A 19237-nucleotide genomic window follows, 5' to 3' on the forward strand; every position below is an offset into this window, starting at 1 on the left:
GTGGGCGATATATCCCCCACGCAGCAGAAAAACGAGTAAAGACTTTGTAAGGTTGGCCCTGCTTATTTCATAATGCGCGCTTATTGGATCCCCCGACGGGTCCGCGCGCCCTTCAGAGGTAAGTCGATTCCCATGAACCGCACCGGCCGCACCCTTGCATTGGGCTGCCTGTTGCTCCTTCAGCCCCTGCTCGCGCATGCACAAGCAGGCGGCAACTCGTTGTTGATCCCGGCGATGGGTCGTTGCACCCTCAATACTCAGCCGCAAGACGTCACGCAGGCACTGGCCGCCTGCCAGAAAGCGGCGGACGAAGGGGATGCGCAAGCACAATACGAGTTGGGTGAGTTCTACTACGACGGCAAGAACGCGCCGCGCGACCTCAATCAAGCCATGAGCTATTTCGAAAAGGCCTCGCTGCAAGGCCACGCTCAGGCACAGTTCAAGCTCGGCACCATGTTCTTCCACGGCGAAGGTGTGCAGGCCAACAATATCCAGGCGTACATCGTGCTGAAGATGGCGGCGGTCAACGGTGCCGAAGAGGCGCTGGACACGGCCGATGAAGTCTCGGAGAACATGTCCCGCGAAGACCTCGAAACCGCGACCCAGGTGCTCGGGCAGATCTTCCGCAAATACCTGATGGAATTGCAGAGCGCCGATGGGCGTACGCCGTTCTCACCCCTTCCCTGATTCTTGTAGCGCTGCGGCCGGCCCCATCGCGAGCAGGCTCGCTCCCACATTGGAATGCACTTCCCTGTGGGAGCGAGCCTGCTCGCGAAGGAGGCGACGCGGTCTTGAGGGTTACTTCTCGGGCATCGGCATCGGGAACGGCATGACATTGCCGACCGCGCCGCGGGCTTCGCTGATTTTCGGTGTACCCAGACGCTCGACTTCGTCGATACGCACGATCGAATGCATCGGCACAAAGCTGCGCACCACGCCTTCGAACTGCGCCTTGAGCTTTTCTTCGCTCGGGTCGACGACCACTTGCGTGCGCTCGCCAAAGACGAACTCTTCCACTTCCAGAAAACCCCACAGATCACTTTGATAGATCTGCTTGGCGTACATTTCGAACACCTGGCCCTGGTTGAGGAAAATCACCTTGTAGATTGGAGCTTCGCGTTTGGTCATGGCGGGCGGATAACATCGGGGTAAAAATGGGGGCGCGAACTATAGCATAGCCACCGGACGCACAGCGGTAGGAACCTGACGGCTTGTTCCCTATAATGCGCGGTTCTTCGAATCACGTGACGACACTAATCCATGGCCAAGAAGCTTTACATCGAAACCCACGGTTGCCAGATGAACGAGTACGACAGCTCGCGCATGGTCGATCTGCTGGGCGAACATCAGGCCCTGGAAGTCACCGCTCGCGCGGAAGACGCCGACGTGATTCTGCTCAACACCTGCTCGATCCGCGAGCGCGCCCAGGATCGGGTGTATTCGCAGCTCGGGCGCTGGCGCGAACTGAAGCTGGCCAACCCGGACATGGTCATTGCGGTCGGCGGTTGCGTCGCCAGTCAGGAAGGCGCGGCGATCCGCGATCGCGCCCCATACGTCGACGTGGTCTTCGGCCCACAGACCCTGCACCGCCTGCCGGAAATGATCGACGCCGCGCGCAGCAGCAAGCTGCCCCAAGTCGATGTGTCGTTCCCGGAAATCGAAAAATTCGACCACTTGCCCGAGCCGCGCATCGATGGCCCGAGCGCCTACGTGTCGGTGATGGAAGGTTGCAGCAAGTACTGCACCTTCTGCGTGGTGCCTTACACCCGTGGCGAAGAAGTCAGCCGGCCGTTCGACGACGTGATCGCCGAAATCATTCACCTCGCCGAACACGGCGTGCGTGAAGTGACCCTGCTGGGCCAGAACGTCAACGGCTACCGCGGCGCTACGCATGACGGGCGCATGGCCGATCTGGCCGAGCTGATCCGCGTGGTCGCGGCCGTCGATGGCATCGACCGCATTCGCTATACCACGTCGCACCCGCTGGAGTTTTCCGACAGCCTGATCCAGGCCCACGCCGAGGTGCCGGAGCTGGTCAAGCACCTGCATTTGCCGGTGCAGTCGGGTTCCGACCGGATTCTCGCGGCAATGAAGCGCAACCACACCGCGCTGGAATACAAATCCAAACTGCGCAAACTGCGCGCGGCGGTGCCGGGAATCTGCATCAGCTCGGACTTTATCGTGGGTTTCCCCGGCGAGACCGAGAAAGATTTCGAGCAGACCATGAAGCTGATCGCCGATGTCGGCTTCGACTTTTCCTACTCGTTCGTTTACAGCCAGCGCCCCGGGACCCCGGCCGCAGACCTGGCTGACGACACTCCGGAAGAGCTGAAAAAAGAACGTCTGAATGCGCTGCAACATCGCCTGAACCAGCAAGGGTTCGAAATCAGCCGACAAATGGTCGGTTCGATCCAGCGCATTCTGGTAACCGATTATTCGAAGAAAGACCCCGGCGAACTGCAGGGGCGCACCGAGAATAACCGTATCGTCAACTTCCGCTGCGACAATCCAACCTTGATCGGCCAGTTCGCCGACGTGCACATCGACGCGGCGCAACCGCACTCATTGCGCGGCTCACTAATCCAGTAACAAGATCAGCGGCACTGGAGAACCTGTGGGAGCTGGCTTGCCAGCGATGGGGCCATCAGTCGGAAAGTCAATTCGCCTGCTGAACCGCTATCGCTGGCAAGCCAGCTCCCACAGGGATGTTGATTGAAGCTGAGATATTTAAGAGCTTTCGCCCCCACGCCTCTGGCGTTATCCTTGATTTCACCTCAATTGCCCCAGGGCGGCTAAATACGACCTTGAACGCACCCATCGAACCACATCGTTTCATTCTCGAGCCCTTTGAGGCTCGCCGCTTCGCCAATCTGTGCGGGCAATTCGACGAGCATCTGCGCTTGATCGAACATCGCCTGGCCATCGAGATCCGCAACCGCGGCAATCAATTCGAACTGATCGGCGACCCCAAGCTCACCACGTCTGCGGAAAACCTGCTGCGCCGTCTGTATCGGGAAACCAAGGCGACCGAGCTGTCGCCGGACATGGTTCACCTGTTCCTGCAGGAATCGGCTGTCGAGCAACTGGACAACCCCGCGCCCGCCGAACCGTCCGTCGCCCTGCGCACGAAAAAAGGCATGATTCGCCCACGCGGCCTGAATCAGCAGCGCTACGTCAAGGAAATCCTCGGCAACGACATCAACTTCGGCATCGGCCCTGCCGGCACCGGCAAGACCTATCTGGCCGTGGCCTGCGCCGTCGATGCGCTGGAGCGTGAGCAGATCCGGCGCATCCTGCTGGTGCGTCCGGCGGTTGAAGCGGGTGAAAAACTCGGCTTCCTGCCCGGCGACCTGTCGCAGAAGATCGACCCGTACCTGCGCCCGCTCTATGACGCGCTGTACGAAATGCTCGGCTTCGAATACGTGGCCAAGCTGATCGAACGTCAGGTGATCGAAGTGGCACCGCTGGCTTACATGCGCGGTCGCACGCTGAACAACAGCTTCATCATTCTCGACGAAAGCCAGAACACCACCGTCGAACAGATGAAAATGTTCCTGACGCGGATCGGCTTCGGTTCCACCGCGGTCATCACCGGGGACATCACCCAGGTCGATCTGCCGCGTGGCACCAAGTCCGGCCTGCATCATGTGATCGAAGTGCTCAAAGATGTGCCGGGCATAAGCTTCACGCACTTCCAGCCCAAGGACGTGGTGCGCCATCCTTTGGTGCAGCGGATCGTCGAAGCCTACGAGCGCTTCGAAAGCCGCGCCGATGCACCCAAGGAAGCCGCGCGCGATGCTTGAGCTCGATCTGCAAATCGCCACCGAAGCGTCGGCGCCGAGTGAAGCCCAATTCCGTCAGTGGTGCGAACTGGCCCTGCGCCAGCGCACCGCCGATTCGGAAATGACCATTCGTCTGGTCGACGAAGACGAAGGTCGCGTGCTCAACCACACCTGGCGGCAAAAGGACTACGCAACCAACGTCCTGTCGTTCCCCGCGGACGTCCCGGACGAGCTGCTGGATATCCCGCTGCTCGGCGATCTGGTGATCTGCGTCGCCGTGGTTGAACGCGAAGCCGCCGAACAGGGCAAGGAACTTAACGCCCACTGGGCACATCTGGTCATTCACGGCTGCTTGCATCTGCTCGGTTACGACCATATAGAAGATGACGAAGCCGAAGAAATGGAAGCACTGGAACGCGAGTTACTTGCTGAACTCGGCTTTCCCGATCCGTACGCGGACGACGAAACCGAACCATCCCCTACTGTTACAACAAAGGATTCAGAGTAATCGCTATGAGCGAAGATCGATCGAGCAACGGGCAGAAGTCATGGCTGGGTAAGCTCACCCAGGCTTTTGCCCACGAGCCGAAGAACCGTCAGGAGCTCCTCGAGCTGCTGCGTGATGCACATCAGAACAAACTGCTGGACAGCGAAGCGCTGGCCATCGTCGAAGGCGCCATTCAGGTGGCTGACCTGCAAGTACGCGACATCATGGTCCCGCGCTCGCAGATGATCAGCATCAAGGCAACCCAGACACCCCGCGAATTTCTCCCTGCCGTGGTCGACTCGGCCCACTCGCGCTATCCGGTCATCGGCGAAAGCCATGACGACGTGATGGGCGTGCTGCTGGCCAAGGATCTGCTGCCGCTGATCCTCAAGGAGAACGGCGACAGCTTCAACATCAAGGACCTGCTGCGCCCGGCCACCTTCGTGCCGGAGTCCAAGCGTCTGAACGTGTTGCTGCGTGAATTCCGTGCCAACCACAACCACATGGCCATCGTCATCGACGAATACGGCGGCGTGGCCGGTCTGGTGACGATCGAAGACGTGCTGGAACAGATCGTCGGCGATATCGAAGACGAACACGACGTCGAAGAAGACAGCTACATCAAGCCGCTGCCCAGCGGTGACTTCCTGATCAAGGCGCTGACGCCGATCGAGAACTTCAACGAGTTCTTCGACAGCGAGTTCTCCGATGACGAATTCGACACGGTCGGCGGTCTGGTGATGAGCGCGTTCGGCCACTTGCCAAAACGCAACGAAATCACTGAAATCGGCGCCTATCGTTTCCGCATTCTGAATGCCGACAGCCGTCGGATTCATTTGCTGCGTCTGACCCCTATCGCCCGGTAAGAAAATCTAAGGATTGGGGTATGTCATCAGCTATTTCCTGCATCGCGTTGCGCCTGAAAGCGGGCCAGGCAAGGCGCAGTCCGTAGGGAATGGCATTCCCTTTCCAAGGACTGCAACGCAGCATGGCCCGCTTTCAGGCACAACCCGAAGGGCCGGGCCTGCTGTTACGTAGGGCTGCGTTACTCGTCGCTCATTTGAAAAACCAAACCACACTCCTCGTGCCTTGCCCTACGTAACAGCAGGCCCGGCGCGATACAGGAAATAGCTGATGACATACCCCCTGCGCTGGACTACCCGCCCCGGCTGGCCCGGTAACCTGCTGGCCGTGGCGGCCGGTGCAATCACCACCTTCGCGCTTGCGCCTTTCAACATCTGGCCGCTGGCTTTGCTGGCGGTCGGCTTGTTTTATGCCGGTTTGCGCGAGCTAAGTCCGCGTCAGGCGCTGGGTCGTGGCTGGTGCTTCGGTTTTGGCCTGTTCGGCGCCGGCACCAGCTGGATCTATTACAGCATTCACCATTTTGGCGGCGCTTCAGTGCTGCTCGCCGGGTTCCTGATGCTGCTGTTCACCGCCGCGATCGCGTGGTTTTTCGCCCTGCCTGCCTGGTTGTGGGCGCGCTGGCTGCGCCGCAATGAGGCGCCAGTGGCCGATGCCCTGGCGTTTGCTGCGCTTTGGGTCGGGCAGGAAGCGTTTCGTGGCTGGTTCCTCACCGGTTTCCCGTGGTTGTACTCCGGTTACAGCCAGCTCGACGGCCCGTTGGCCGGGCTCGCACCGGTCGGCGGCATGTGGCTGGTGTCGTTCGTTCTGGCACTGACCGCCGCGCTGATCTACAACGCACGGCGCTTGCTGCAGACTCGTCGCAAAGCTTTTGTCGCCGCTGGATTGTTGCTGCTGGTCGGGCCTTGGGTGGCCGGCATTGCGCTCAAGGGTCATGCCTGGACCAGTCCGTCGGGCGCGCCACTGAGCGTCGCGGCGATTCAGGGCAACGTCGCGCAAAGCATGAAATGGGACCCGGCTGAACTCAACGCGCAACTGGCGCTGTACCGGGACTTGAGCTTTCGCTCGAAACCGGTCGACCTGCTGATCTGGCCGGAAACCGCTGTGCCGGTGCTCAAGGAATCCGCCGAGGGATACCTGAGCATGATGGGTAACTTCGCCGCCGAGCGTAAATCGGCGCTGATTACCGGCGTGCCGATCCGCCAGACCGTGCACAAGGAAAGACGTTTCTTCAACGGCATCACCGTAGTCGGCGAAGGCGATGGCACTTACCTGAAGCAGAAACTGGTGCCGTTCGGCGAATACGTACCGTTGCAGGACATCCTGCGCGGGCTGATCGCATTCTTCGACCTGCCGATGTCCGACTTCGCCCGTGGCCCGTCCGATCAGGCGCTGTTGCAAGCCAAGGGTTACCAGATCGCCCCGTTCATTTGTTACGAAGTGGTGTACCCGGAGTTTGCGGCCGGGCTGTCGGCGCGCAGCGATCTGCTGCTGACGATCAGCAACGATACCTGGTTCGGCACCTCCATCGGTCCGCTGCAACATCTGCAGATGGCGCAGATGCGCGCACTTGAGGCTGGCCGCTGGATGATTCGCGCCACCAACAATGGCGTGACGGGGCTGATCAACCCGTTCGGCCAGATCACCGCGCAGATTCCGCAGTTCGAACAGGGCGTACTGTACGGTGATGTGGTGCCGATGCACGACCTGACGCCCTATCTGCAATGGCGTTCATGGCCGTTGATTGCGCTGTGCCTGCTGTTGTTCGGCTGGGCGCTGATGGCTAACCGGATGTCGAAAACCCTTTAAAAGCTTCGCGAGCAGGCTCGCTTCCACATTGGAATGCATTTGAAGGTGGGAGCGAGCCTGCTCGCGAAGAGGATGTCAGCAGCAGCCAGTCAATCAGGGCTGGCCTCACCTCGGTAAAACAACGAATACCCCACCTGTCCCACCGCCTCGTTCAGCAACTGCCCGCTCTGCCAGATCGATTTGAACTCTGGCAACCAGCCGCCAAACGGTCGAGCGTTGTCGGTGCCCAGAAAGCCGACCGGCGCCGGTACCACCTCGAATCCCGCTTGTTTGAAGCTCCACACCGCCCGCGGCATGTGCCAGGCCTGAGTGACCACAACCACGCGTTTGATGCCTTGCGACAGCAATATATCGGCACTGAATCGGGCGTTTTCCCACGTGGTACGGCTTTCGCCTTCCTGCCAGCGCACTGCCACGCCGAAATCATCGCGCAGCGAATCCGCCATCAACTTCGCCTCGGTCGGCGGCGTACCGTAATGCAAGCCGCCGCTGGTCAGGATCGGTAAACCGGAGGCTTTGGCAAGACGTGCCGCGTAGCGCTGGCGCTCGAGCCCGATACCGGTCGGCTGGTCTTCACCCCACGCCAGATCGCCCCGCTCGCGACCGGAACCGAGTACGACAATCGCATCGGCCCGCTGCGCCAGCGTCGTCCACGCCCCGCGGGCCAGCGGCGGCTCGCGCTCCAGCGCCTTGGCGCCCCACTGCACAACCACCGGCAGGCTCATCAGCCACAGGCCGCCCAGGCCGAGCGCGAAACAAAGGCCAGCGAGGCGCGGCCGCGAACGACGCAGCCACCAGGCGGCCAGCAACAGCAGCAAGAGAATGCCGGGCGGCAACAGCAGTTGTTTGATCAGATAACGAAAGGGCATCGGGCATCTCCACAGATGCCCGAAGCCTAAGAGTGTTGCTGATGCGTTACAACCAATAGGCCGGATCCCGTTGAAAAAGATCCGTTTCCTGACCTGCCATGCGTTTACCTGGCCCGCGACGAACGAACCTTGACGGTGTCTTTGCCGAGTGCCCGGTCCTTGAGCCAGATGACCTTGGCCGAATGTGCTGCATCCAACTGCTTGACTGCCTGTGACAGGCACCCCTGCATTTCCCGCTCGCTGCGGTCCAGATAAGCCTTGACCAGTTTGAACTCGGCGGGACTCAAGCCACGCAACTCCAGCTCCAGGGGGCGCTCATCGCGCAGCCGGTCAGCGGTTTTTACAGCGTCCAGGGCCATGCCCAGACGATCGATCAACCTTTCGTACAACTCGGGTTTCGTCACGTTTTTCTGCCGTTGCTCCACCATCCCTCACCTCATTGAAGATAAGACTCACTCCCCACTTAGAGCTTAGCTTCGATGCACAAACCGGCGGCACGCCGCGACAAACGGCCCTCGCCCCCGAATCGGGCGGGCCAAACTGCTGAATCAGGGTTTCCCTAGGCCAAGCGCGGTCATGTATGCTACGGCGCTTCCTGTCATTCCACTTCCAGCGCATCCGGGCCACCCCGCCTGTCGCCGTCGAAGAGGATTAGGCCACCCCTATCCAGTACAAAAAGTAGCCATGCACGAACAATATCAACCCCGTGAGATCGAAGCCGCCGCCCAGTCGTTCTGGGACGAGCAAAAGTCCTTTGAAGTCAGTGAACAGCCAGGCAAGGAAACCTACTACTGCCTGTCGATGTTCCCTTACCCCAGCGGCAAGCTACACATGGGGCACGTGCGCAACTACACCATCGGTGACGTGATTTCCCGCTACCAGCGCATGCTCGGCAAGAACGTCCTGCAACCCATGGGCTGGGACGCGTTCGGCATGCCGGCAGAAAACGCCGCGATGAAGAACAACGTCGCACCGGCCAAATGGACCTACGAAAACATCGCCTACATGAAAACCCAGCTGCGCAGCCTGGGTCTGGCGGTCGACTGGTCGCGCGAAGTCACCACCTGCAAGCCTGACTACTACCGCTGGGAACAATGGCTGTTCACGCGCCTGTTCGAAAAAGGCGTGATCTACCGCAAGAACGGCACCGTCAACTGGGACCCGATCGACCAGACCGTTCTCGCCAACGAGCAGGTGATCGACGGTCGCGGCTGGCGTTCCGGCGCGCTGATCGAAAAGCGCGAAATCCCGATGTACTACTTCAAGATCACCGCCTACGCCGATGAGCTGCTCGAAAGCCTCGATGAACTGGATGGCTGGCCGGAACAGGTCAAAACCATGCAGCGCAACTGGATCGGCAAGTCGCGCGGGATGGAAGTGCAGTTTCCGTACAACGTCGATTCGATCGGCGAAGCCGGCACCCTGAAAGTCTTCACCACCCGTCCGGACACCTTGATGGGCGCGACCTATGTTGCCGTGGCGGCCGAGCATCCGCTGGCCACTCTGGCGGCAAAAAACAACCCTGAGCTGCAAGCGTTCATCGCTGAGTGCAAGGGCGGCAGCGTCGCCGAAGCCGACGTTGCCACGCAGGAGAAAAAAGGCCTGCCGACCGGCCTGTTCGTCGAGCACCCGCTGACCGGCGAAAAACTGCCGGTGTGGGTCGCCAACTATGTGCTGATGCACTACGGCGACGGCGCAGTCATGGCCGTACCGGCACACGACGAGCGCGATTTCGAATTTGCCCACAAGTACAACCTGCCGGTGAAATCGGTGGTGCGCACCAGTTCCGGCGAAAGCAACCCGGCCCCGTGGCAAGATGCCTACGGAGAGCACGGCACGCTGATCAACTCAGGCGAATTCGACGGCCTCGATTTCGCCGGCGCGTTCGACGCCATGGAAGTCGCTCTGATCAAGAAACAACTGGGCGCCTCGCGCACCCAGTTCCGCCTGCGCGACTGGGGCATCAGCCGCCAGCGCTACTGGGGCTGCCCGATCCCGATCATTCACTGCGATACCTGCGGTGACGTGCCGGTGCCGGAAGATCAACTGCCGGTAGTCCTGCCCGAAGACGTGGTGCCGGACGGCGCCGGTTCACCACTGGCGCGCATGCCCGAGTTCTACGAATGCAGCTGCCCGAAATGCGGCCAGCCTGCCAAACGTGAAACCGACACCATGGACACCTTCGTCGAGTCGTCGTGGTACTACGCCCGCTACGCCTCGCCGCACTTCACCGGTGGGCTGGTGGAAAAATCCGCGGCCGACCACTGGCTGCCGGTCGATCAGTACATCGGCGGCATCGAACACGCGATTCTGCACCTGCTCTACGCGCGCTTCTTCCACAAGCTGATGCGTGACGAAGGGCTGGTGAGCTCCAACGAGCCGTTCAAGAACCTGCTGACCCAGGGCATGGTGATCGCCGAAACCTACTACCGTCGCGAAGCCAACGGTGCCTACACCTGGTTCAACCCGGCGGATGTGGAACTGGAGCGCGACAGCAAGGCCAAGGTCATCAGCGCCAAACTGAAATCCGACGGCCTGCCGGTGGAAATCGGTGGCACCGAGAAAATGGCCAAGTCAAAGAACAACGGCGTTGACCCACAATCGATGATCGACCAGTTCGGCGCCGACACCTGCCGCCTGTTCATGATGTTCGCCTCGCCGCCTGACATGAGCGCGGAATGGTCCGACTCCGGCGTGGAAGGCTCGCACCGCTTCCTCAAGCGCGTCTGGCGTCTGGCGCAGGCTCATGTCACTCAAGGCCTGCCGGGCAAACTGGACATCGCCAGCCTGAACGACGAGCAGAAAGCCGTGCGCCGCGCGATTCACCTCGCGATCAAGCAGGCCAGCCATGATGTCGGCCAGAACCACAAATTCAACACCGCCATCGCTCAGGTGATGACACTGATGAACGTGCTGGAAAAAGCCGCACAAGCCACCGAACAGGATCGCGCGCTGATCCACGAAGGCCTCGAAGCCGTCACGTTGCTGCTGGCACCGATCACTCCGCACATCAGCCACGAGCTGTGGAATCAGCTCGGTCACGTGGGTGCGGTGATCGACGCGGGCTGGCCGGCAGTGGATGAATCCGCGCTGGTGCAGGACAGCCTGACCCTGGTGATTCAGGTCAACGGCAAACTGCGCGGGCAGATTGAAATGCCGGCCAGCGCGACCCGCGAAGAAGTCGAAGCGGCCGCGCGTGCCAACGAAAACGTGCTGCGCTTCGTCGATGGCCTGACGATTCGCAAAGTGATCGTGGTGCCGGGCAAACTGGTCAATATCGTCGCCAGCTAATTGGATCGAGCGTCAGGTCCGCCTGACGCCGGATAAAACCTTTCGGGCCGCAAGGTCGGCCCACCTGGTTTCAAGGGGAGCAACACAATGATCAAACGCAATCTGCTGGTGATGGGCCTCGCCGTTCTGTTGAGCGCCTGTGGCTTCCAGCTGCGCGGTACCGGCACCAACGAACTGTCGATCAAGGAACTCGATCTGAGCGCCCGCAACAGCTACGGCGAAACCGTGACGCAACTGCGTCAGTTGCTCGAGTCGAGCGGCGTCAAGGTTTACAGCGGTGCGCCGTACAAGCTGTTCCTGGCTGACGAGCAGGAGAGCCAGCGCATTCTCAGCTATGCCGGCGCAGGCCGGACCGGTGAATATCAGGTCAGCACGATCCTGAGCTACGAAATCCGTGGCGATAAGAACCTGCAATTGCTGAGCGACAAGCTGGAAGTACAAAAGGTGTTCATTCACGACGGCAACAACCTCGTCGGTTCCGATCAGGAAGCCAACGACGCCCGTCGCGAAACCCGCCGCGAGCTGGTGCAACGCATGATGCTGCGCCTGCAGCAATTGACGCCGGGCCAGTTGCAGCAACTGCAGCAAGCCGCCAACGACCGCGCCAAGGCCGAAGCCGATGCGCTGGAAGCGGCACAAAAGGCTGAAGCGGAAACCCCGCGTCAGTCGCCGCTCGAAATACCGCAGCAGTAAGCTGTTCGGGGCGCTCAAGCGCCCCGATCGACTTTTCTTATGAAGCTCGCTCCCGCTCAACTCGGCAAACACCTGCAAGGCGCACTCGCGCCTGTCTATATCATCAGCGGCGATGACCCGCTGCTGTGCCAGGAAGCCGCCGACGCCATTCGCAGTGCTGCGCGCCAGCAAGGTTTCGACGAACGCCAGGTGTTCGCCGCCGACGCCAATTTCGATTGGGGCACGTTGCTGCTGGCCGGCGCGAGCATGTCGCTGTTTGCCGAAAAGCGCCTGCTGGAACTGCGCCTGCCTTCAGGCAAGCCCGGTGACAAGGGCGCTGCTGCGCTCATCGAATATTGCTCACGCCCGGCTGAAGACACCGTGCTGCTGATCAGCCTGCCCAAGCTTGACGGCAGTGCGCAGAAGACCAAATGGGGCAAGGCCCTGGTTGAAGGCCAGCAGACCCAATTCATCCAGATCTGGCCGGTGGACGCCAATCAGTTGCCGAGCTGGATTCGCCAGCGTCTGTCCCAGGCCGGCTTGTCGGCCAGTCAGGACGCTGTCGAACTGATCGCCGCGCGCGTCGAGGGCAACCTGCTCGCCGCCGCGCAGGAAATCGAAAAGCTCAAGCTGATGGCCGAGGGCGGTCAGATCACCGTCGAAACCGTGCAGGCCGCCGTGGCGGACAGTGCCCGCTTCGACGTATTCGGCCTGACCGACGCCGTGCTCAACGGTGAGCCGGCCCACGCGCTGCGCATGCTTGAAGGCTTGCGTGGCGAAGGGGTCGAACCACCGGTGATTCTATGGGCCCTGGCCCGTGAGCTGCGGCTGCTGGCCAACATTGCCTTGCAATACAGCCAGGGCACGCCGCTGGACAAATGCTTCAGCCAGTCAAAACCGCCGGTCTGGGACAAGCGCAAGCCGTTGGTCAGCAAAGCCCTGCAACGCTACTCGGCGCAACGCTGGGCGCAACTGTTGCTCGAAGCCCAGCGCATCGATGCGCAGATCAAAGGCCAGGCCGCGGGTTCGCCGTGGATGAGCCTGAGTCGTCTGGCGCTGTTGATGGCAGGACAGCGGCTGTCACTCCCCGCCGAGTAAGGCCTTCAACCGCATAGCCCCCATTCGCGAGCAGGCTCCCACATTTGACCGCGCTCTCTCAGTGGAACCCGGTCCACTGTGGGAGCGAGCCTGCTCGCGAAAGCGCTTTCACATTTGTACACAAGCGGTACTGGACAGATACACAACATCGGCAGATTATTTCCCCCGCAAAACCCACCTCACCGAGAGATCCTCATGAGCAAAAAGCCAGCAAAGCATGGCCCCAACAAGGCCAAATCCATCGTCGCCCAGCCCTTGTTCCGCAGTCGTCAGGAACGACCTTCCAAGGGCAAAGGCAGCTACCGCCGCGAAGCCTTCCAGTCTGACAGCTGGGAGGCTTCTTACTTTCTGGCTGCCTGAAGCGCAGCACCCCTCGGTCATGTTAAGGTCTGCACCTGATTCGTATTCCCTGGAACCGTGCATGCCCTTCAGTCTTTCCAATCGTTGGCCTGTTCGCCAATTGATCGCTGCCTCCAGCTTCATTCTGCTTGTCGCCTGTGCGGAAAAACCCACCGCCGCTGATGCGCAACCCCTGCAAGCCGCTCCTGTCGCCACGGCCCCAGCGATCATCCCGCCGGTAGTGCCGTCCGCCGACCCTCTCGATCTGCAACCCACCCAGACCTTTGCCGAATGGCAGGCGGGTTTCCGCAAGGATGCCCTGGCCGCCGGGATTCGCCCTGAGCTGTTCGATCGTGCGTTTGCCGATGTGAGCTTCGACGCCAGCGTGATTCGCGCCGACCGCAGTCAGCCGGAATTTTCCCGCCCGGTGTGGGAATACCTCGACGGCGCGCTGTCGCCGCTGCGCGTGCGCAAAGGCCAGACGCTGGTCAATCAATACGCCGACACCCTGCGCGACATCGAACAACGCTATGGCGTTGATCGCCAGGCGCTGGTGTCGGTGTGGGGCATGGAAAGCAACTTCGGCCAGTTCCAGGGCAGCAAGTCGGTGATCAACTCGCTGGCTACCCTCGCCTACGAAGGACGCCGTCCGGGCTTTGCCCACGCGCAACTGATTGCCGCGCTACAGATCCTGCAACAGGGCGATATCACTCCGGAGAAAATGCTGGGCTCCTGGGCCGGCGCCATGGGCCAGACCCAATTCATTCCGACCACCTACAACACCCACGCCGTGGATTTTGACGGCGATGGCCGTCGCGACATCTGGGGCAGCCCCGCCGATGCGCTGGCCTCGACTGCGCATTATTTGCAGAGTTCGGGCTGGCAGCGTGGCCAACCGTGGGGCTTCGAAGTTCAATTGCCGAGCACCTTCGATTACACCCTGGCTGACGGTGCGATTCGCAAAAGCGTCGCCGAATGGCGTCAGTTGGGCGTGAACCTGCCGAACGGTGCGCAAGTGCCGGTCGGCTCTGAGCAACTGTCCGCTGCCTTGCTGCTGCCGGCCGGTTATCGCGGGCCGGCGTTCCTGATCCTCGACAACTTCCGGGCGATCCTCAAGTACAACAACTCGTCGTCGTATGCGTTGGCGGTGAGCCTGCTGTCGGAGCGTTTCAATGGCGGCGGCTTGATCAACGGAACCTGGCCGAAAGACGACCTGCCCCTGAGCCGCACCGAGCGGATGGAATTGCAGACCTTGTTGAGCGCGCGCAACTTTGACGCTGGCACGGCGGACGGGATCATCGGCGCCAACACACGCAAGGCGATTCGCAGCGCGCAGCAGTCACTGGGCTGGCCGGCGGATGGTTATCCGACGCACAAATTGCTGGAAAGCCTGCGCGCCCAGTAGTGGGTAGGTTGTATGGACTGATGTCGCCTTCGCGAGCAGGCTCGCTCCCACAGGGGTTATGTGAGCGCCACAGACCAAATGTGTGCGAGCCTGCTCGCGAAGACTTAGTGTCAGGCGACCGATTTCTAAACCTTGATCACCACATCCTGCTCCAGCATCAACTCCTGCTTCCCCGCATCCAGGCGCACCAGCGCGCCCATCGGCAGCGTCAGGTTCGGGTCGCAATGCCCGCTGCGCCAGCCTGACAGCACCGGAATCCGCAGCGGCTCGAAGGTCTGCTTGAGCAAGCGGTTCAGGGCCTGAATATCGACCCCCGCGACATCACCCACCAACACCCCTCGCAATTTCACCAACTTGCCCGCCAGACGCATCTGCGTCAGCAAGCGGTCGATGCGATACAACGGCTCGTTAATGTCCTCGATCAGCAGAATCACCCCTTCGACATCGATTTCATAAGGCGTTCCCAACGTTGCGGCGATCATCGCCAGATTGCCGCCCAGCAGACGCCCGTGAGCGACGCCCGGCTCGACGGTGGTCAACGGATAAGCCACTGGGTGGCTGAGCACACTTCCCGCCTTCGACTGCCCGCGCAACATGGCGAAGAATGAAGTGACGGTCGACGGCTCCTTGTCCCCCAGCAGATCGGCGTTGAGCAACGGCCCGTGAAAGGTCACGAAACCGGCATAGCGACTGATCGCCAGATGCAACGCGGTGATGTCGCTGTAGCCGACGAAAGGCTTGGCGTGGCGGCTGAGCAAGTCGTAGTCGATCCGGTCGAGCAATCGCGGCGTGCCGTAACCGCCGCGCAGGCAAATGATCGCGTCGACTTCGGGGTCAGCGAATGCCGCGTGCAGGTCGCGCAGGCGCACGTCATCGCTGCCGGCCAGATAACCGTCCTTCTCGTAAACACCGGGAAACACCTTCAGCCCATAGCCACGGGCGCGCATCCATTGCAGCGCCTTTTCGGTGTCCAGCGTGCCTGGGCCGGCAGGCGCGATGACGCCGATGAGTCCTTCTGCCGGCAGCGCGGGCACGGCTCGGTGCGGGCAGAGCGTGTGAGTTGGTCGAATGGTCATCCTTGGGGCTCCCTGAGTAAATCATGCACACAGTAGTCAGCTTGAGACACAAACAAAAGCCCCTCACCCTCACCCTCACCCTCTCCCGGAGGGAGAGGTAACTGACTTAGGTGTTCGTTACATCACATTGAAATCAATGACCGAGTTGAATGAAGTTTTGAAGGGCAAGGGAATCGGCTCCCTCTCCTCGGGGAGAGGGCTGGGGTGAGGGGTGCGGCCAACACTGACTTCAAGCCTGACGCAAGGACGGATCTCAGGCAAAAAAAATGCCCGCCGGGCGAAACCTCGGCAGGCATTTTCATTTGATGCGGATCAGGAACCCAACAGCTCGGCCTTGACCAGCTTCGCCTGCTCGTCGGCGTGGTACGAAGAGCGTACCAGCGGGCCCGAGGCGACGTTTTTGAAGCCCATCTTGTAACCCTCTTCGGCGAACCAGGCGAAGGTGTCCGGGTGCACGAAACGCTGCACCGGCAAGTGGCTGCGCGACGGTTGCAGGTACTGACCGAGAGTGAGCATGTCGATGTCATGTTCGCGCATGCGCTTCATGACTTCGATGACTTCTTCGTCGGTTTCGCCAAGACCCAGCATCAAACCGGATTTGGTCGGAATGTGCGGCATCATCTGCTTGAAGCGCTGCAGCAGGGTCAGCGACCATTGGTAATCCGAACCCGGACGCGCGGCCTTGTACAGACGCGGTACGGTTTCCAGGTTGTGGTTGAACACATCCGGCGGCTCGGCAGCGGTGATTTCCAGGGCGATGTCCATGCGGCCACGGTAGTCCGGGACCAAGGTCTCGAGCTGCACGTTCGGCGACAGCTTGCGGATTTCGCGGATGCAGTCGGCGAAGTGCTGGGCACCGCCGTCACGCAGGTCGTCGCGGTCCACCGAGGTGATCACCACGTACTTGAGCTTGAGGTCGGCGATGGCGATCGCCAGGCTTTCCGGCTCGTTGACATCCAGTGGCTTCGGGCGACCGTGGCCGACGTCGCAGAACGGGCAGCGACGGGTGCAGATGTCGCCCATGATCATGAACGTGGCGGTGCCGCCGGAGAAGCACTCGCCGAGGTTCGGGCAGGAGGCTTCTTCGCAGACGCTGTGCAGCTTGTGCTTGCGCAGCAGGCTCTTGATCCGGTCGACTTCCGGCGATACCGGGATGCGCACACGAATCCAGTCGGGCTTCTTCGGCAGTTCGGTGGTCGGAATGATCTTCACCGGGATGCGTGCAACCTTCTCGGCGCCGCGCAGCTTGACGCCGGCTTCGACCTTGGGACGCGGGGCCGGGCGCTCGGTCACGTCGAGCGTCGGGATCATGGTTTGCACTGCATCAGTAGTCATATCAGTCGATTCCGCCCGTGAGGGTCGTCTGCTCAGCATAGTCGAGGTGTTTGACGAGCTGCGCACGCAGCCGGGCACTTACCTCGGCAAATTCAATCGATCCTGCGTGATCGCTCAGCTGGGTCATCGCCAGTCCGGCGTAGCCGCAGGGATTAATTCGTCGAAACGGTTCCAGGTCCATATCCACGTTCAGGGCCAGGCCATGAAAGGAACAACCGTGGCGAATGCGCAAACCCAGAGACGCGATTTTCGCTCCCTCGACGTAAACGCCGGGAGCATCCGGCTTGGCCGCTGCGGTCACCCCGTAGCTGGCCAGCAGTTCGATCAGGCACTGTTCCATGCGCGTGACCAGATCACGTACGCCGAAACCCAGTTTGCGTACGTCCAGCAGCAGGTAGGCCACCAGTTGGCCGGGACCATGATAAGTCACTTGCCCGCCGCGATCGACCTGCACCACCGGGATATCTCCCGGCAGCAGCAAGTGCTCGGCCTTGCCGGCCTGGCCCTGCGTGAACACCGGCGGGTGCTCGACGAGCCAGATTTCGTCGGCGGCAGCGCTGCCGCGTTCGTTGGTGAAGCGCTGCATGGCATGCCAGACCGGCTCGTAAGCCATCCGGCCAAGTTCGCGAAAGCCCAGCGTGCCGGGCATCACAACACCATGTGCACGATGCCGGAAGCCCGCAGTTCGCTGTTGATGTTGTACAGCTGATCCTGATCGGTGGCGACGATGTGCAGCTGGATAGTGGTGTATTTGCCGTTGCTGCTCTGACGCTCGTCGATGCGCTCATCGTTGATGGTCGCGTGTTTCTTGACGATGTCGATGATCCTGTCTTTGTTGCCGACGCCCGTATCGCTGATCACCTTGATCGGATAATCAGTCTGGGGAAATTCGATCTTTGGCGCCTTTACTTCGGTATCGGTCATGGCGTAACGGCCTCTATAGCACAAGCCGTGGTAACGCACATGGCCCCGCTCCGGATCGGGGCGGGGCCATGCAGGTCAACACAAAATCAGTTGAACAAGCCGTAGAAGAATAGGCGGATGCTATCCCACATGCGGCGGAAGATACCACCCTCTTCGACGCCATCCAGAGCGATCAGGTCGGCGCTGTGCACGACCTTGTCTTCCAGTTTGACTTCGACTTTACCGATCACGTCGCCCTTGGCGATAGGCGCGGTCAGTTGCGGGTTCATGGTCATGCTGGCAGCGAGCTTTTTCAGCTGGCCTTTTGGCAAGGTCATGGTCAGGTCTTGCGCCAGGCCGGCCTTGACCTGATTGGTGGTGCCTTTCCACACCGGCGCTTGAGCCAGTTCGGTGCCCTTCTGATAGAAGGTCTGGGTTTCGAAGAAGCGGAAACCGTAAGTCAGCAGCTTCTGGGTTTCAGCGGCACGGGCCACTTCGCTGTTGGTGCCGAACACCACGGCGATCAGACGCTGACCATCACGTACAGCCGAAGACACCATGCAGTAGCCGGCTTCGTCGGTATGACCGGTTTTCAGACCGTCGACGGTCTTGTCGCGCCACAGCAGCAGGTTGCGGTTAGGCTGCTTGATGCCGTTCCAGAAGAACTCTTTCTGCGAGTAGATCGCGTAGTGAGCCGGGTCTTCGTGAATGATCGCGCGAGCCAGCGTCGCCATGTCGTGCGCCGAGGAGTAGTGCTCAGGGTTCGGCAGACCGGTCGGGTTCATGAAGTGGGTATTGGTCATGCCCAGTTCGGTGACCGTCTTGTTCATCAGATCGGCGAAGGCATCTTCGCTACCGGCGATGTGCTCGGCCAGCGCGACGCTGGCGTCGTTGCCGGACTGGATGATGATGCCGTGCAGCAGGTCGCTGACGGTCACCTGCGAGCCGACTTTGATGAACATCCGCGAACCGCCGGTGCGCCAGGCGTTTTCGCTGACGGTCACCGGATCGTTTTCACCGATCTGGCCGCGACGGATTTCCAGGGTCGCGATGTACGCGGTCATCAGCTTGGTCAGGCTGGCCGGTGGCAGACGCTGGTCGCCATTGTTCTCGACCAGCACGTTGCCGCTGCTGGCATCCATCAGAACGTAGGCCTTGGCGGCCAGTTGCGGTGGCGACGGCATCATCTCGGCCGCGAAAGCGGCTGGCGAGAGGAGCAGCGGGACTAGCAGACACAGGCGTTTGGCAAAGGTGGTGATGTTCATCCGTCTCTCGAAATCGCTAATGGAAACTTGCCCGAAGGCAAAACT

Annotated in this window: 19 protein-coding genes; 11 read left to right on the plus strand and 8 right to left on the minus strand. The window is 60.9% G+C overall.

Annotated features, from left to right (window positions below):
• Window positions 1-132 precede the first annotated feature (132 nt).
• Window positions 133-687, plus strand: coding sequence for a tetratricopeptide repeat protein (locus tag BLU52_RS21205; protein WP_090286581.1), 555 nt, complete (start codon window positions 133-135; stop codon window positions 685-687).
• A 111-nt stretch (window positions 688-798) separates the two neighbouring features.
• On the opposite strand, the gene BLU52_RS21210 is transcribed toward BLU52_RS21205, so the two are convergent.
• On the minus strand, window positions 799-1128 hold the full coding sequence (locus BLU52_RS21210; protein ID WP_003185742.1) for a DUF1820 family protein: 330 nt from the start codon (window positions 1126-1128) through the stop codon (window positions 799-801).
• 132 nt (window positions 1129-1260) lie between these two features.
• On the opposite strand from BLU52_RS21210, the gene miaB reads away from it, so the two are divergent.
• From miaB to lnt, 5 genes are all read left to right on the plus strand, one after another.
• Window positions 1261-2589, plus strand: coding sequence for a tRNA (N6-isopentenyl adenosine(37)-C2)-methylthiotransferase MiaB (gene miaB, locus BLU52_RS21215; protein WP_090286583.1), 1329 nt, complete (start codon window positions 1261-1263; stop codon window positions 2587-2589).
• A gap of 215 nt (window positions 2590-2804) precedes the next feature.
• Window positions 2805-3803: a PhoH family protein gene (locus BLU52_RS21220; protein ID WP_090286585.1), complete on the plus strand. Its 999-nt coding sequence runs from the start codon at window positions 2805-2807 to the stop codon at window positions 3801-3803.
• The gene (gene ybeY / locus BLU52_RS21225; RefSeq protein WP_090286587.1) at window positions 3796-4290 is read left to right on the plus strand and encodes an rRNA maturation RNase YbeY; all 495 of its coding nucleotides are present in this window, start codon (window positions 3796-3798) and stop codon (window positions 4288-4290) included. The genes BLU52_RS21220 and ybeY overlap by 8 nt, the downstream gene beginning before the upstream one ends.
• A gap of 5 nt (window positions 4291-4295) precedes the next feature.
• Entirely contained in the window at window positions 4296-5135 is an 840-nt protein-coding gene (locus BLU52_RS21230; protein WP_007909641.1) for an HlyC/CorC family transporter, read from the plus strand.
• Between the two features lie 280 nt (window positions 5136-5415).
• A complete protein-coding gene (lnt, locus tag BLU52_RS21235; RefSeq protein ID WP_090288648.1) occupies window positions 5416-6939 on the plus strand; it encodes an apolipoprotein N-acyltransferase in 1524 nt (507 codons plus the stop codon).
• Window positions 6940-7028: 89 nt separating this feature from the next.
• Here lnt and BLU52_RS21240 read toward each other — a convergent pair whose 3' ends face one another.
• Window positions 7029-7808: a YdcF family protein gene (locus BLU52_RS21240; protein WP_090286589.1), complete on the minus strand. Its 780-nt coding sequence runs from the start codon at window positions 7806-7808 to the stop codon at window positions 7029-7031.
• 104 nt (window positions 7809-7912) lie between these two features.
• Window positions 7913-8236, minus strand: coding sequence for a hypothetical protein (locus BLU52_RS21245; protein ID WP_090286591.1), 324 nt, complete (start codon window positions 8234-8236; stop codon window positions 7913-7915).
• 256 nt (window positions 8237-8492) lie between these two features.
• On the opposite strand from BLU52_RS21245, the gene leuS reads away from it, so the two are divergent.
• The 5 genes from leuS (at window position 8493) to BLU52_RS21270 (ending at window position 14613) form a co-directional block, all read left to right on the plus strand.
• The gene (gene leuS / locus BLU52_RS21250; protein WP_090286593.1) at window positions 8493-11099 is read left to right on the plus strand and encodes a leucine--tRNA ligase; all 2607 of its coding nucleotides are present in this window, start codon (window positions 8493-8495) and stop codon (window positions 11097-11099) included.
• Window positions 11100-11186: 87 nt separating this feature from the next.
• A complete protein-coding gene (locus BLU52_RS21255; protein ID WP_090286595.1) occupies window positions 11187-11792 on the plus strand; it encodes an LPS-assembly lipoprotein LptE in 606 nt (201 codons plus the stop codon).
• Window positions 11793-11831: 39 nt separating this feature from the next.
• Window positions 11832-12869 carry a DNA polymerase III subunit delta gene (gene holA / locus BLU52_RS21260; protein WP_090286597.1) on the plus strand — a complete coding sequence of 346 codons (1038 nt, stop codon included), beginning with the start codon at window positions 11832-11834 and terminating at the stop codon, window positions 12867-12869.
• Between the two features lie 195 nt (window positions 12870-13064).
• The gene (arfA, locus tag BLU52_RS21265) at window positions 13065-13229 is read left to right on the plus strand and encodes an alternative ribosome rescue factor ArfA (RefSeq protein ID WP_090286599.1); all 165 of its coding nucleotides are present in this window, start codon (window positions 13065-13067) and stop codon (window positions 13227-13229) included.
• Window positions 13230-13290: 61 nt separating this feature from the next.
• Complete coding sequence (locus tag BLU52_RS21270; RefSeq protein ID WP_090286601.1) at window positions 13291-14613, plus strand: lytic murein transglycosylase; 1323 nt, start codon at window positions 13291-13293, stop codon at window positions 14611-14613.
• A gap of 125 nt (window positions 14614-14738) precedes the next feature.
• On the opposite strand, the gene BLU52_RS21275 is transcribed toward BLU52_RS21270, so the two are convergent.
• The 5 genes from BLU52_RS21275 to BLU52_RS21295 form a co-directional block, all read right to left on the minus strand.
• A complete protein-coding gene (locus BLU52_RS21275) occupies window positions 14739-15689 on the minus strand; it encodes a S66 peptidase family protein (RefSeq protein ID WP_090286603.1) in 951 nt (316 codons plus the stop codon).
• Window positions 15690-16001: 312 nt separating this feature from the next.
• Entirely contained in the window at window positions 16002-17000 is a 999-nt protein-coding gene (lipA, locus tag BLU52_RS21280) for a lipoyl synthase (RefSeq protein ID WP_160768663.1), read from the minus strand.
• A 25-nt stretch (window positions 17001-17025) separates the two neighbouring features.
• Window positions 17026-17673, minus strand: a complete 648-nt coding sequence (lipB, locus tag BLU52_RS21285) for a lipoyl(octanoyl) transferase LipB (protein ID WP_090286605.1) — start codon at window positions 17671-17673, stop codon at window positions 17026-17028.
• A complete protein-coding gene (locus BLU52_RS21290) occupies window positions 17673-17948 on the minus strand; it encodes a DUF493 domain-containing protein (protein WP_090286606.1) in 276 nt (91 codons plus the stop codon). The genes lipB and BLU52_RS21290 overlap by 1 nt, the downstream gene beginning before the upstream one ends.
• Before the next feature lie 86 nt (window positions 17949-18034).
• Window positions 18035-19192, minus strand: a complete 1158-nt coding sequence (locus tag BLU52_RS21295; protein WP_090286609.1) for a D-alanyl-D-alanine carboxypeptidase family protein — start codon at window positions 19190-19192, stop codon at window positions 18035-18037.
• Between the last annotated feature and the right edge of the window lie 45 nt (window positions 19193-19237).

It is taken from the genome of Pseudomonas granadensis, assembly GCF_900105485.1.
In the GTDB taxonomy this organism is placed as follows: Bacteria; Pseudomonadota; Gammaproteobacteria; order Pseudomonadales; family Pseudomonadaceae; genus Aquipseudomonas; species Aquipseudomonas granadensis.

What these genes read in the sequence shown, in the direction of transcription:
- arfA (WP_090286599.1), top strand. Translation starts at nt 13,065, where the DNA reads ATGAGCAAAAAGCCAGCAAAGCATGGCCCCAACAAGGCCAAATCCATC.
- BLU52_RS21275 (WP_090286603.1), bottom strand. Translation starts at nt 15,689, where the DNA reads ATGACCATTCGACCAACTCACACGCTCTGCCCGCACCGAGCCGTGCCC.
- lipA (WP_160768663.1), bottom strand. Translation starts at nt 17,000, where the DNA reads ATGATCCCGACGCTCGACGTGACCGAGCGCCCGGCCCCGCGTCCCAAG.
- BLU52_RS21210 (WP_003185742.1), bottom strand. Translation starts at nt 1,128, where the DNA reads ATGACCAAACGCGAAGCTCCAATCTACAAGGTGATTTTCCTCAACCAG.
- miaB (WP_090286583.1), top strand. Translation starts at nt 1,261, where the DNA reads ATGGCCAAGAAGCTTTACATCGAAACCCACGGTTGCCAGATGAACGAG.
- BLU52_RS21230 (WP_007909641.1), top strand. Translation starts at nt 4,296, where the DNA reads ATGAGCGAAGATCGATCGAGCAACGGGCAGAAGTCATGGCTGGGTAAG.
- BLU52_RS21240 (WP_090286589.1), bottom strand. Translation starts at nt 7,808, where the DNA reads ATGCCCTTTCGTTATCTGATCAAACAACTGCTGTTGCCGCCCGGCATT.
- holA (WP_090286597.1), top strand. Translation starts at nt 11,832, where the DNA reads ATGAAGCTCGCTCCCGCTCAACTCGGCAAACACCTGCAAGGCGCACTC.
- BLU52_RS21255 (WP_090286595.1), top strand. Translation starts at nt 11,187, where the DNA reads ATGATCAAACGCAATCTGCTGGTGATGGGCCTCGCCGTTCTGTTGAGC.
- BLU52_RS21295 (WP_090286609.1), bottom strand. Translation starts at nt 19,192, where the DNA reads ATGAACATCACCACCTTTGCCAAACGCCTGTGTCTGCTAGTCCCGCTG.
- leuS (WP_090286593.1), top strand. Translation starts at nt 8,493, where the DNA reads ATGCACGAACAATATCAACCCCGTGAGATCGAAGCCGCCGCCCAGTCG.
- BLU52_RS21245 (WP_090286591.1), bottom strand. Translation starts at nt 8,236, where the DNA reads ATGGTGGAGCAACGGCAGAAAAACGTGACGAAACCCGAGTTGTACGAA.
- lipB (WP_090286605.1), bottom strand. Translation starts at nt 17,673, where the DNA reads ATGCCCGGCACGCTGGGCTTTCGCGAACTTGGCCGGATGGCTTACGAG.
- BLU52_RS21290 (WP_090286606.1), bottom strand. Translation starts at nt 17,948, where the DNA reads ATGACCGATACCGAAGTAAAGGCGCCAAAGATCGAATTTCCCCAGACT.
- BLU52_RS21270 (WP_090286601.1), top strand. Translation starts at nt 13,291, where the DNA reads ATGCCCTTCAGTCTTTCCAATCGTTGGCCTGTTCGCCAATTGATCGCT.
- ybeY (WP_090286587.1), top strand. Translation starts at nt 3,796, where the DNA reads ATGCTTGAGCTCGATCTGCAAATCGCCACCGAAGCGTCGGCGCCGAGT.
- BLU52_RS21205 (WP_090286581.1), top strand. Translation starts at nt 133, where the DNA reads ATGAACCGCACCGGCCGCACCCTTGCATTGGGCTGCCTGTTGCTCCTT.